12 protein-coding genes and 1 pseudogene are annotated in these 12,400 nt (G+C 39.2%); 9 read left to right on the plus strand and 4 right to left on the minus strand.

Features of this window, described 5'->3' with window-relative positions; all coding sequences use genetic code 11:
- Nucleotides 1–189: 189 nt before the first annotated feature.
- The 8 genes from M2R48_RS20775 (at nt 190) to M2R48_RS20810 (ending at nt 9,229) form a co-directional block, all read left to right on the plus strand.
- Nucleotides 190–552: an RcnB family protein gene (locus tag M2R48_RS20775; protein ID WP_262087384.1), complete on the plus strand. Its 363-nt coding sequence runs from the start codon at nt 190–192 to the stop codon at nt 550–552.
- Between the two features lie 708 nt (nt 553–1,260).
- On the plus strand, nt 1,261–2,616 hold the full coding sequence (argA, locus tag M2R48_RS20780; protein ID WP_262087386.1) for an amino-acid N-acetyltransferase: 1,356 nt from the start codon (nt 1,261–1,263) through the stop codon (nt 2,614–2,616).
- Nucleotides 2,617–2,951: 335 nt separating this feature from the next.
- Nucleotides 2,952–3,911 (plus strand): sulfonate ABC transporter substrate-binding protein, encoded by a 960-nt coding sequence (locus M2R48_RS20785; RefSeq protein ID WP_004823603.1) that lies wholly within the window; start codon nt 2,952–2,954, stop codon nt 3,909–3,911.
- A 94-nt stretch (nt 3,912–4,005) separates the two neighbouring features.
- Nucleotides 4,006–4,938 carry a sulfonate ABC transporter substrate-binding protein gene (locus M2R48_RS20790; RefSeq protein ID WP_085942780.1) on the plus strand — a complete coding sequence of 311 codons (933 nt, stop codon included), beginning with the start codon at nt 4,006–4,008 and terminating at the stop codon, nt 4,936–4,938.
- A gap of 22 nt (nt 4,939–4,960) precedes the next feature.
- Nucleotides 4,961–6,130: an FMNH2-dependent alkanesulfonate monooxygenase gene (gene ssuD / locus M2R48_RS20795; protein ID WP_004723543.1), complete on the plus strand. Its 1,170-nt coding sequence runs from the start codon at nt 4,961–4,963 to the stop codon at nt 6,128–6,130.
- Entirely contained in the window at nt 6,127–6,948 is an 822-nt protein-coding gene (gene ssuC / locus M2R48_RS20800) for an aliphatic sulfonate ABC transporter permease SsuC (protein WP_239044664.1), read from the plus strand. The genes ssuD and ssuC overlap by 4 nt, the downstream gene beginning before the upstream one ends.
- A gap of 9 nt (nt 6,949–6,957) precedes the next feature.
- Nucleotides 6,958–7,755 (plus strand): ATP-binding cassette domain-containing protein, encoded by a 798-nt coding sequence (locus tag M2R48_RS20805; RefSeq protein ID WP_262087387.1) that lies wholly within the window; start codon nt 6,958–6,960, stop codon nt 7,753–7,755.
- Between the two features lie 859 nt (nt 7,756–8,614).
- On the plus strand, nt 8,615–9,229 hold the full coding sequence (locus M2R48_RS20810) for a TetR/AcrR family transcriptional regulator (RefSeq protein ID WP_016539535.1): 615 nt from the start codon (nt 8,615–8,617) through the stop codon (nt 9,227–9,229).
- A 103-nt stretch (nt 9,230–9,332) separates the two neighbouring features.
- Here the strand turns inward: M2R48_RS20810 and M2R48_RS20815 are convergent, their stop codons facing one another.
- A complete protein-coding gene (locus M2R48_RS20815) occupies nt 9,333–9,899 on the minus strand; it encodes a 5'-nucleosidase (protein ID WP_262087388.1) in 567 nt (188 codons plus the stop codon).
- A gap of 159 nt (nt 9,900–10,058) precedes the next feature.
- On the opposite strand from M2R48_RS20815, the gene M2R48_RS20820 reads away from it, so the two are divergent.
- Nucleotides 10,059–10,601, plus strand: coding sequence for an NADPH-dependent FMN reductase (locus M2R48_RS20820; RefSeq protein ID WP_004723548.1), 543 nt, complete (start codon nt 10,059–10,061; stop codon nt 10,599–10,601).
- A 226-nt stretch (nt 10,602–10,827) separates the two neighbouring features.
- Here the strand turns inward: M2R48_RS20820 and M2R48_RS20825 are convergent, their stop codons facing one another.
- From M2R48_RS20825 to M2R48_RS21625, 3 genes and pseudogenes are all read right to left on the minus strand, one after another.
- Nucleotides 10,828–11,094 carry a PAAR domain-containing protein gene (locus M2R48_RS20825; RefSeq protein ID WP_004723549.1) on the minus strand — a complete coding sequence of 89 codons (267 nt, stop codon included), beginning with the start codon at nt 11,092–11,094 and terminating at the stop codon, nt 10,828–10,830.
- A gap of 39 nt (nt 11,095–11,133) precedes the next feature.
- Entirely contained in the window at nt 11,134–11,898 is a 765-nt protein-coding gene (locus M2R48_RS20830; RefSeq protein ID WP_392389720.1) for an OmpA family protein, read from the minus strand.
- 4 nt (nt 11,899–11,902) lie between these two features.
- Nucleotides 11,903–12,394: pseudogene (locus tag M2R48_RS21625) on the minus strand (type VI secretion system-associated protein TagF); the annotation flags it as partial.
- Nucleotides 12,395–12,400: the final 6 nt, after the last annotated feature.

Here is a 12,400-nt window from a genome sequence, read left to right on the forward strand (position 1 = left end):
CAAACTACAATATTTACAGCCCAAATTCTTTTTTGGGCTTTTTTATTTATGAAAAGAAAAAAACCAATGGGCCTCTTCATCAAGTCTTCATACATTTCACAATTCACCTAAATCTTGCTCACCGTTTATCTCAAATTATTGAGTAATTTGATTAGATCAAAGGACAAAAGTTCAATTCAGGTGAATCAAATGAAAAATATCTTAACGACACTGGCTTTATCAATGAGTGCGCTGATTGCAACGTCTGCGATGGCTGCACCGCATGATTATCATCGAAATGATCACAATCGTTATCAACAAAGCCATTGGGATCATAAATATGACAATCGTTGGAATAACAACAACCGTTATGACAACCGAGTAAATTCGAGTCAGCGCTGGCGCTCAGGGCAATACTTCCCGGCTCAATTCAATTCATCGCGTTATCATGTCAATTATAAAAACTACCGTCAGTTACCTAAACCTGGAAGATATCAGCAATGGTATAAAGTAAATGGTGATTATGTGCTGGTAAATGAGCGAAATAATCGTATTATTCGTGTGATTGGTTAATGTCTATATTTTAACTTTTAAACCCAACTCAGCTTGGGTTTTTTCACATTTTGAGAATATGATTAAAATCTAATTGATTGGGCAAATAAATAAACTACATACTTTCATTTATATCTCCATAGTTTCTCTATATTTTACGATTAGATTTAATCTGAACTGGTTAATTATTGAATTAGCTAAAAAGGCAAATATCTTCTGTAAATTGTTCAAAATGAAAAGACTAGATTATGTCATTTCAATAAACAGTAATCCTTAAAATATTTGGTTTTTAACTCAATAATCCAATCTGAATCGCAACACTCATATGACCCTTTTGCACTCGTCCTCCCACGTTCGAGTGCTTTTTTTATTGATTAGGGTCTGTTGACATTTCATAAATGGCTTGCGTTGTAGAATAAAATTGAGCATGAGACGTATACGTCGTAAAGCATGAATGAGAATAGCGAGACTATTTTCGAGTTTCATAACGCAGACTGAGATAATTTTAGCTACAACCTTTCAGGACTAGCGTGTTTTTTGCCGCTACTTCGTTACCTTGCGAAACGATGTTTCTCATCATTTAGAATGACTAAATTTCGTATTTCGTGCCTCGTATCACCTAAAAAACCGCGTAGTCGCAAACATAGACGAATTGTCAGCAGACCCTATTATTCTTACACTATTTTTGTTTAGAATCGCTGTATCGCAATCATCAATACTGAGATAGGCATGCAAACCGACAGTTTAGAAACAATACAAAGCACAACGCAAGAATACGTGCATTGGTTTCGTCACTCTGCACCCTATATCAATGCCCATCGTGGTAAAACTTTTGTATTGATGTTTGGTGGTGAAGCCGTTGAACATGAAAATTTTCAGCATATTATTCATGATATTGCGCTACTGCATTCATTAGGCATACGACTCATTTTAGTCCACGGCGCTCGCCCGCAAATTACTGCCAACTTACTTCACAATAAAATTCAAAGCCCGATCCATATCAACCGTCGTGTCACCACACGTGAATCGCTGCCTTGTGTTATGAGTGCCGTTGGTTCGATTCGTCTACAAATCGAAGCTTTATTGTCTATGGGGCTAGCCAATTCACCTATGTTTGGCGCACGCATTGATGTGGTCTCAGGTAATTTTGTCACAGCAAAGCCCTATGGCATTCGTGATGGTGTCGATTTCCAACTCACTGGCGAAGTTCGCACGATTGATACTGAAGCCATTCAAGGCCATTTAGGCAATCAAAATATTGTGTTACTTGGCTCTACAGGGTATTCCACCACGGGTGAAGTATTTAACTTACTTGCAGAAGAAGTTGCGACAAAAACGGCCATTCATATCAAAGCCGATAAATTGATTTTTTTAGGCAATCAACAAGGCTTAATGGATGAATATGGGCAATTGAGACGTGAAATTACCCCGCAGCAACTCGATAAGCATATTGAAAAATACCAAGATTCAAATTTTGAAATCGCTTTGCATTTGCACAATGCAAAAGAAGCCTCACTAAAAGGCGTAAATCGCGTTCATCTGCTTTCCTATAGCGATGATGGTGCATTGATTAAAGAGCTCTTCACCCGTGATGGACATGGCACCATGATCACCGATGCCCATTATGAAGAAGTTCGTATGGCAAATATTGGTGATGTTGGCGGTTTGATTAATCTATTACGCCCTTTGGAAGATGAAGGTATTTTAGTCTATCGCTCACGCGAACGTTTAGAAAATGAAATCGAAAAGTTTGCCGTCATTGAACGAGATGGAACAATTCTCGCCTGTGCTGCACTCTACCCGATTCTATCAACAGACAATGAAGTGCAATCGGCCGAAATTGCTTGTGTAGCCGTACACCCAAGCTATCGCAAATCTAATCGTGGTAGCCAAATTTTGCATTTCCTAGAAGAAAATGCACGTCAATTGGGTATTCAACAACTGTTTGTATTAACCACGCGAACCGCACACTGGTTCTTAGAGCATGGATTTGAACTGGCCAATGTTGATGATTTACCCGAAGCGCGACAAGCGCTGTATAACTATCAACGTAATTCGATGGTGTTTAAAAAATCAATTGCTTAAAATTGATGAATTTTTTTATTCTCAATCAATTATCACATTTGCTGCTAAGCTTATCGCTACAGATTCCATCAAGCAGAATATTTTCTTATTCTTGAGGGTGGAATCTATATATGGCGATTGAATAATACAAATAACATCATAATTTTCAAATTCTTATAACATTATATTTTTATAGAATATCCACTTTATATTTCTCATTTATAGCTAAGCTTAGCAATTAATTATTTATCTGTTTTTTTCATTAGCAATCACTAAAAACTTATTTTTTTGAAAATACAAAGCCTTTTAAGCTGATGCTCATGCCTTTTTCTGACTTTATAGGAGCATCGTGACTCATGGCGAGCTTATTTCAACCTTCGTGGAAAAAAATCACCCTTATGAGTGCTAGCCTTGCCACCATCATGATGCTTACTGGATGCTCAAAACCGCAAGAAACCACAACCTTAAATATCGGTTTTCAAAAATATGGGGTCTTGCCCATTATCAAAGCACGTGGCGACTTAGATAAAGCCTTAAAGGAAAAAGGGGTAAATGTGAAATGGGTTGAATTCCCTGCTGGTCCTCAACTGCTAGAAGGTTTAAATGTCGGTAGTGTCGCCTTTGGTGAATCTGGGGAAGCACCGCCTATTTTCGCCCAAGCTGCAAACTCAAATCTGGTCTATGTTGCCAATCAACCTGCTGCACCTTTAGCTGAAGCCTTAATTGTGCCAAAAGATTCAGCCATTCAATCAGTCCAAGATTTAAAAGGTAAGCGTGTAGTTTTGAATAAAGGTTCAAATGTACATTATCTTTTACTCAAAGTTTTAGAAGCAAATCATTTAAAACTTGATGATATTCAAGTGGTCTACCTACCACCAGCTGATGCACGTGCTGCCTTTGAAAAAGGTGCTGTAGATGCTTGGGTCATTTGGGATCCGTTCTTTGCTGCTGCTGAAAAACAACTCAATGCCAAAGTCATTGCGACAGGTCAAAACTTGGTCAATAACCACCAATTCTATTTGGCTGATCGTAAGTTTGCTGAACAACATCCCGATGTTTTAAAAATTGTGGTCAATGAACTGAATACGACAACGCAGTGGGTGTCTCAACATCAAACCGATGCGGCAAAACTCTTAGAAAAACCGACAGGCTTACCGCTTGATATTTTGAATACCTCAATTTCTCGTATGGGTTTTGGTGTGACTCCAATTTCTAACGATGTGGTAAAGAAACAGCAAGCTGTCGCAGATGCTTTTTATCAACAAAAACTCATTCCCAATAAAATCAACATTCAAGCAGCTGTTTTAGCGAATTAATTTCGCCAACAACGCCGTTAAAGAGGACATCAATATGACCCAGCAAATCGCACAACAAAACACAGCCTCATGGTTCAATGCAACGACTCATGCCATGACCACGATGTTGATCTGTAGCGCAATGCTGGGTTCAGCCTCTGTGTGGGCAATCGATCCAACGGTAAAAGAATTACGTATTGGCTTTCAAAAAAGTTCTATTAATTTTGCAATCGCCAAACAACAGAAATTGTATGAGAAAGAATTCCCAAATGCCAAAATCACTTGGAATGAATTCCCTGCAGGCCCTCAAATTTTAGAAGCCCTTGCTGTAGGTTCGTTGGATGTTGGTGTCACTGGCGATACTCCACCAGTATATGCTCAAGCCGCGAATAAACCGCTGTACTACATTGCCTATGAAGCAGCCAAGCCGTTGGCTTCGGCAATTTTAGTGCCTAAAGATTCAAAAATCACCAAACTGAATGAGTTGAAAGGTAAACGTATTGCGTTGCAAAAAGGCTCAAGTGCGCATTATTTATTGGTACAAGCTGTCCGTAAAGCTGGTTTGCAATGGTCAGACATTCAACCAATTTGGTTAACCCCTGCGGATGCTCGCGCTGCATTTCAAAAAGGTGCTGTCGACGCTTGGGCGATTTGGGACCCATTCTTTGCTTCTGCTCAAGTCGAAGATCAAGCGCGTATCCTCGCCTCTGGGCAGGGTTTAAGTCCAAATTATACCTTCTATTTGGCATCGCCAGATTTTGTAAAAAAATATCCTCAAGCAGTTAAAGGCATTATCCAGCAAATTAATACTGCTGATAAATGGGTACAAGCCAATCGTGTTGCAACAGCGCAAGCCATCGGGCAAAGCACTGGTTTAAAACCGAAAGTTAGTCAAACTTTTATTGAACGACGCCCAAGACCTTCGGGTGCAGCACCGCTTTCAGCAAAAGTGATTGCAGATCAACAACAGCTGGCCAATCGTTTTAGCGAACTCAAAATTATTCCAAACAGCATTGATATCAAACAAGCCGTTTGGACGGCGAAATAATATTTTTCTAAGGATGAATGAAATGAAAATCTTCTGGTTTATTCCTACTCACGGTGACAGTCGTTATTTAGGTACAAGCAAAGGTGCTCGCCAAGTGGACCATGCTTATATGAAACAAATTGCTGTAGCTGTGGATAATTTGGGCTATGAAGGTGTACTCATTCCCACGGGACGTTCATGTGAAGATCCATGGATTACTGCTGCGAGCCTGATTGATGCGACTAAAAATTTAAAATTCTTGGTTGCGTTACGTCCAGGCGTAACAACACCAGCGCTTGCAGCACGTATGGCTGCAACTTTTGATCGTCTATCCAATGGGCGGGTTTTACTCAACCTCGTTACAGGTGGTGATGAGCAAGAATTGAAAGGTGATGGCGTATACGAAGACCACGCTTCACGTTATAAAACAGCAGCTGAATACACCACGATTTGGCGTGAAATTTTAAAACGTTCACATACCGGTGAATCATTTACCTTCCATGGCGAACGTTTAAGTGTAGATGATGCCAAGTTGCTTTATCCACCGATTCAAGCACCTTACCCACCACTCTGGTTTGGGGGCTCTTCTGAAGATGCGATTGAATTGGCTGCTGAGCAAGTTGATACTTATTTGACTTGGGGCGAGCCACCTGCTGCGGTCAAAGAAAAAATTGCAGTAGTAAAAGCAAAAGCCGATGCCAAAGGTCGTCAACTTAATTATGGTATTCGTTTACATGTCATTGTTCGTGAGACCAATGAACAAGCATGGCAAGCTGCCAATGAACTGATCCAATATGTAGATGATGCGACGATCGCAGCTGCACAGAAAAAATTTAAACAAATGGATTCCGTTGGTCAGCGCCGTATGGCTGAACTACATAATGGTGATCGTAGTAAGCTTGAAGTATCGCCAAATCTTTGGGCAGGAGTTGGACTCGTTCGTGGTGGTGCAGGTACGGCTTTGGTCGGTGATCCACAAACTGTTGCAGATCGTATCCAAGAATATGCTGATTTAGGTATCAATACCTTTATTTTCTCAGGTTACCCGCATTTAGAAGAATCCATTCGCTTTGCTGAACTGGTATTCCCATTACTGCCGTTGGAAACACGCAAGAAACTCACGCAACCTAATTTGACGGGACCATTTGGCGAAATCGTTGCCAATAACTATACCCCTGAAGAAAATAAAAAACCATTACAGGAGCCTGCATGAATGCCTTAATTAACAATGCTACTCCAGCCAAAAGCACTGCCGTTTCACGTGGAACGAAACAAATTGGGCAGCGTTTGCTGCCTTGGATTGTGCCGATTTTACTGATTGTCATTTGGCAAATTGCGTCTAAAACAGGATTGCTTGAAAGCCGTGTTTTACCTGCACCGACAGCGGTAGTCTCTGCGTTTTGGACACTTTTAGTCAGCGGTGAGCTTTGGCAGCACGTCAAAGTCAGTGCTGGACGTGCGCTACTTGGCCTCTTAGTTGGTGGTGGGCTCGGTCTATTTTTGGGACTGCTCAATGGTTCATCAAAAGTTGCATCCAACTTATTGGATACCACCTTACAAATGATCCGAAATATTCCAGCGTTGGCGCTGATTCCATTGGTTATTTTATGGTTTGGAATTGATGAATCTGCAAAACTCTTTTTAGTGGCTGTTGGTGTGTTTTTCCCGATCTATATCAATACCTATCATGGGATTCGTTCAGTTGATCCTCAATTGATTGAAATGGGAAAAAGCTATGGGTTAAGCAGATGGCAATTGTATAAAGACATTATTTTACCGGGCGCAATGCCTTCAATTTTAGTGGGTTTACGCTTTTCACTGGGGTTGGTCTGGGTACTGCTGATTGTGGCAGAAACAATTTCCGCACAATCTGGAATTGGTTATATGACCATGAATGCGCGTGAGTTTTTACAAACAGATATCGTGCTAGTGGGTATCTTGCTGTATGCCCTTTTAGGCAAACTTGCCGATGTTTTTGCACAATTTTTAGAAAAATACCTATTGCGTTGGCACGCAGGTTATCAAAAATAGGAGTCTGATATGACCGATTTAAGCATTAGCCAATATGCCAATGACTTGGTGGCACCAGCCGAGATTATTGAAGAACAACAAGCAAAAATTGGTGCCGAAATTTCGATCGAACAACTGCATAAATATTATGGCGAAGTTAAAGTTCTTGAGGACTTAGATTTAAACATTGAAGCAGGTGAATTCGTTGCAATTGTGGGACGTAGTGGTTGTGGTAAAAGTACCCTACTGCGTTTAATTGCCGATTTAGAACAACCCAGTTATGGTGAAATCAAATTTAAATCTTTATTAAATTTCCGTGAAGGGATCATTGCAGATGATATTCGGGTGATGTTCCAAGATCCACGCTTATTGCCATGGAAAAGTATTCTAAAAAATGTGCAATTGGGTCTAGCCAAAAACCAATTTTCTAAAGCTGAGCAATTATTAGAAAAGGTCGGATTAAAGGAGAAATCTGGACTTTGGCCATCACAGCTTTCTGGTGGACAACGTCAACGAACGGCACTTGCTCGTGCTTTGTCACATACACCACGAGTCTTATTACTGGATGAACCTTTAGGTGCTTTAGATGCATTGACGCGACTAGAGATGCAGAATTTAATTGAAAAGTTATGGTTAGAACAAGGCTTTACCACCATCCTTGTTACCCATGATGTCAGTGAAGCGGTTCAACTCGCAGATCGTATTATTCTTTTGGATAAAGGGCATATTGCACAACAGTTTCAAGTCGATTTACCACGTCCACGTCAAAAAGGTGTGGCATTTGCAGAACTTGAACAACAGGTACTTAGCGCTGTGCTTGCGACATGAACAGCAACAAAATACCCTTTTGTTCGTAACGCAAGGTATTGTCGAGCAGAATATTTTTGTCTTTACATATTAGGGTTTGCTGACAATTCGTCTATGTTTGCGACTACGTGTATTTTTTAGTCGATACTAGGTGCGAAATACGAAATTTAGTCATTCTAAATGATGAGAAACATCGTTTCGCAAGGTAACGAAGTAGCGGCAAAAAACACACAAGTCCCCCGCTGCGCCTTGCGCTGCAAACAAAGCAGTGCTTTGTTCTTGCTCAGGGTTGTGGCTAAAATTATCTCAGTCTTCGTTATGAAACTCGAAAATAGTCTCGCTATTCTCATTCATGCTTTACGACGTATACGTCTCATGCTCAATTTTAACCTACAACGCAAACCATTTATGAAATGCCAACAAACCCCAACCTTGCGGAACCATGTTGCTGATCTTGAATAATTAAATCGAATATTTTGTCGTTTTGATCGGATAGAAAATGTTCGCTGTCACAAATATGTTTAAGTTTTCAACTGTTTCTATTGATTAAAAATGAGCTGGGTATTTTAAAGAAAGTCAGTTTTCTTAAATGAAAATTAAATCATGCTATTTAAGATTATCTAATTTTTAAATTAACTCAAAAATTAACCTTATACTAAAAAATGTCACAAAATTTAAATATTAAGTCATAACTGACAGAATTTTAAAATAAGATTTGCTCCAGTTTAGTGCAAAATTAGATAATAGGGATCTACGATCGACTTAATAATAAAACTTCATCATTATTTATCAGAAATATACCAAAATAATGCTGCTTTCTGTGCACAAATCAAACATTTTACCGTACAATTTAATAATCAGTTTTTCGATTAAAGATGCGATGGAACAAAAAAAGAGTGCTCAAAAACGCCAGCAGCTGCTCAATGCTGCACTTGACGTATTTTCTGTCTATGGTTTCAACGGCGCAAGTCTAGATGAAATCGCTCAATTAGCAGATATGCATAAATCCAATATTTTCTACTACTATGAAAATAAAGAAGCCTTATATGTTGAAGTGCTAACGACAGTTATGCAGAAATGGTTAGCACCGTTGCAGTCGCTTGAGTCAGAATTGGAACCGACAGAAGCTTTGTCACATTACATCATGACCAAAATTGAAATCTCTAGAACTCAGCCTAAAGCTTCAAAACTTTTTGCATTAGAAGTGATTCAAGGCGCACCACATATTTTACCGATCCTCAAAGGCCCGCTTAAAAAGCTCTTTAAACGTAAAGCCAAAGTGATTTTAAACTGGCAGGCGCAAGGTAAAATATCAGATCAAATCGATGCTGAGTTGCTGATTATTAATATTTGGGCATTGACTCAAAATTATGCAGACTTTAGTACTCAAATCGAAATGGTGACTGGTAAAACTTTGCGTAATAAAAGTATGTGTCAACGCGCAATTGAACATACAATCCATATGACTTTATATGGTGTGTTACCGCGCAATTAATCATCCAATATACTTATTGGTTATTTTGGCAAACGGCCATAGAGTTCTATGGTCGCCAAGACTCAATTTTAAACTTTATATAATACTCAAACAAACTAAGTCTTTAATAAATAGACTGATATAGTTTTAACAACTTTTGCGCACCCAATAATAAATTATCTTCCCAATCTAAATGTGCGGTGTCATTTGCACCATCTGTAATGTATTTAATCGAAATGAAACGCACAGCTAATTTTTTACAGACTTTAGCCAGTGCATAGCCTTCCATATCGACCAAGTTACAGCTCACTTTGGGTTGTCCTGTTTCAAAACTATCCCCAGTACCACAAACACCCTGCGCTAAATGTGGAAAATATGATTCTAAATGAATTTCGCGTGGAAAATGCTCATCCATTGGCGTAACGCCCACATCAAAACCGAGTGGGGAAACATCCATATCACGTTGCACAAAGGTTTTTACCTCAATCAACTCATGGGCATCAAAGAAAGAACTTCCTGCACTACCTAAATTCAGTATGGTTTTACAGCCGGTTTTTTGAATAACATCGAATGCCTTATAGGCTGCATTAATCTTGCCAATCCCGCTATAGTGGACAGTGATACCTGCTTGTTCAAATAACCCTTTAGATTCATTGGGTAAAGCCATAATCAGTGCAATGTCGTCTTTCATATCGATTCAGAATTAAAATTTTACTTATTAGAATGGAAATTCAAATCCTGATCAATCTTATTGTTAACTCAAAATTTTAAAATCATATACAAATCACTACTGTACCTATGACCTTGATTGCGCATAATGTTTTAATAGAAAAAATAGAGATGAAAATAAATGAATATCCAAATCATCGTGGGCAGTATTCGAGAAGGTCGTGTTGCCATTAAAGTCGCAGAATGGTTGCTTAAAGAAATCCAAAAACTCGACTTTAGTACCCTCAATGTTGAAATTGTAGATTTAAAAGAATGGGATTTACCTTTCTTTGCCGGGAAAAATTCACCCGCCTCAGGAATCTATGATCAGCCCAAACAGCAAGAATGGGCGAAAAAAGTTGCTTCTGGAGATGCGTTTATTTTCATTACCCCAGAATACAATCACGGCTATAGTCCCGTACTGAAAAATGCCATCGACTTCGTTTATAAAGAATGGCAAAGCAAACCTTCGGCTTTTGTCAGTTATGGCGGTACCAACGGTTCACGTTCAATTGATCAAATCAAACAAGTCTGTGCTTTTATTGGCATGATTGACTCTAATGCAGTCATTGAACTGCGAGATATTGGGCAACGTGGTAAGAGTGAAACCTTTGAGGGAAATGAGTTTGATAATAAAGCAGTCAAGTCTGTGGTAAACAAACTCATCCAATATGCCAATGTCTAAAATCACATTGTACGCTTTAGCTTACATCACTTGCATGCATTGACGGCTAGGGAAGTTGAAGCAAATCCCCTATTCTATAGTCATAGGGAACAGGAAGTTTCCCAGACATAAAACAATAATAATCGGTCTGTACATCAGGAAGTGAGGTAGAACAGGAGTTTACCTAGCGAACCAATACGAAAAAGCCCCGTCAGGATGATGGGGCTTTTTTTATACGCTGAACTATTTAATTTTGCCCAACTGTTAATGACTGATCACCAATACATTTGCATCCGCAAGATAAAGGTGAATTATGCTGAGCAGCAGGCTTTCCCATCACCAACATATGATTATCACCTGCAACAATGCTGGCGACACATTTATGCTTGGGACAAGTCGCCTTATCGCCTACACACGCAATCGCTTTACCATCAATCAGAAAAGAAGACTGTGCAGAAATAATTTTTCCACCACCTGTCGTGGGTGACCCTAACGTGATATATGGAAGTGCCATAGTGCCTACCTTTTATTGTTTTGTTATGGAATAAAAAATTTATAAAACATCGAACTCAATACGGCGGTTCTTTTTACGCCCATCTTCAGTTGCATTATCAGCAACCGGTTTGGTTGAACCTAGACCAGCTGTGCTTAAACGAGTCGGTGCAATGCCTTTCGTCGTTAAATACTGCTTCACCGCTTCAGCACGTTGCAAACTCAAATCCTGATTCTTTTGTGGATTACCTTGGCTGTCAGTATGCCCCACAATTTTAACATTTTTACCTTGGACTTTATTTAATGCAACCACCATCTCGTCTAAGATTTGTGTACCTGTTGGGGTAAGTACAGCTTTGCCAGATTCAAACTCAATAATTCGATTTTTTAGGGCATTATCAATCACAGATTGCTCAGCAGCATTCACTGAAATTTGAGAATTAAATCGATAAGGTGGCTGAACTAAGGATTGGAATAAACTGGTGGTTGGCTGAATATCAGTTTGCACACCCATTTTCCCAACCAACTCAACTTGCGTACCTCGTACAGAAAGCTTACCTTGGCTAATCTTCTTTAAATCTGGGGTAATCACACGTGTAACCGAATCACTCCAGCCATTTGGTGCGGATACGGCTCGAATTTGGATTTTATCAACAACTTGATCATCACCATAAACCGCTTTTAATTTCGCCAAGATTGCTTGTTTGGTCATGTCATTCGGCACAGCACCTTCAACCACAATCGGTGCAGCAAACACATTGAATGAACAAAATAAGCTAGAAATAAGCGCAAATTTTTTCAATATTTTGACTTGTTTATTTTTCATATCATTATTCATCTATAAATGTTTGTCTAAAAATTTTCATGCCTTGAACCAGACTCAATTGACGTTCGCATAAAGACTGTTCAAGTGCTGCTAGACCTGCATTCTGTTCCAAATAGGCATCAATCCATAATGGTTTGACCAAAGATACCCAATGATCATTTTGCATATTTTGAGTGAAAATATTACTTAAAGCCGTGATATCTGCCCCTTGGAATCCAAATAATAAAATTGGAGACTCTTGGTGAAGAATACCAATCAAGATCTCTGTATTACTTTTTTCTAAAAAGCGTCCGATTAAGTTGACCCAGAATGCGGCAATTTCATAGCAATAATTATGATTATTAATCGGTAAAATAAGCACCTTAGATAACTTACTGGTACCGTGTTTAAGCACAGGCTGTAACAATAAGCCCAAACCCAGCATACTCTGCGCCAATTCATAAGGTGTGATCTTCATCATTTGTGCAAATGAATGCATGGTATGATTTTCAAAAAAATCCTG

Source organism: Acinetobacter sp. I-MWF (assembly GCF_025433935.1).
GTDB classification, from domain to species: Bacteria; Pseudomonadota; Gammaproteobacteria; order Pseudomonadales; family Moraxellaceae; genus Acinetobacter; species Acinetobacter guillouiae.

Excerpts from the sequence above, each read along its gene's own strand:
- ssuD (WP_004723543.1), top strand. The coding sequence starts at position 4,961 with ATGAAAATCTTCTGGTTTATTCCTACTCACGGTGACAGTCGTTATTTA.
- M2R48_RS20825 (WP_004723549.1), bottom strand. The coding sequence starts at position 11,094 with ATGGCACTTCCATATATCACGTTAGGGTCACCCACGACAGGTGGTGGA.
- ssuC (WP_239044664.1), top strand. The coding sequence starts at position 6,127 with ATGAATGCCTTAATTAACAATGCTACTCCAGCCAAAAGCACTGCCGTT.
- M2R48_RS20805 (WP_262087387.1), top strand. The coding sequence starts at position 6,958 with ATGACCGATTTAAGCATTAGCCAATATGCCAATGACTTGGTGGCACCA.
- M2R48_RS20775 (WP_262087384.1), top strand. The coding sequence starts at position 190 with ATGAAAAATATCTTAACGACACTGGCTTTATCAATGAGTGCGCTGATT.
- M2R48_RS20790 (WP_085942780.1), top strand. The coding sequence starts at position 4,006 with ATGACCACGATGTTGATCTGTAGCGCAATGCTGGGTTCAGCCTCTGTG.
- M2R48_RS20815 (WP_262087388.1), bottom strand. The coding sequence starts at position 9,899 with ATGAAAGACGACATTGCACTGATTATGGCTTTACCCAATGAATCTAAA.
- M2R48_RS20810 (WP_016539535.1), top strand. The coding sequence starts at position 8,615 with ATGGAACAAAAAAAGAGTGCTCAAAAACGCCAGCAGCTGCTCAATGCT.
- argA (WP_262087386.1), top strand. The coding sequence starts at position 1,261 with ATGCAAACCGACAGTTTAGAAACAATACAAAGCACAACGCAAGAATAC.
- M2R48_RS20830 (WP_392389720.1), bottom strand. The coding sequence starts at position 11,898 with ATGAAAAATAAACAAGTCAAAATATTGAAAAAATTTGCGCTTATTTCT.
- M2R48_RS20785 (WP_004823603.1), top strand. The coding sequence starts at position 2,952 with ATGGCGAGCTTATTTCAACCTTCGTGGAAAAAAATCACCCTTATGAGT.
- M2R48_RS20820 (WP_004723548.1), top strand. The coding sequence starts at position 10,059 with ATGAATATCCAAATCATCGTGGGCAGTATTCGAGAAGGTCGTGTTGCC.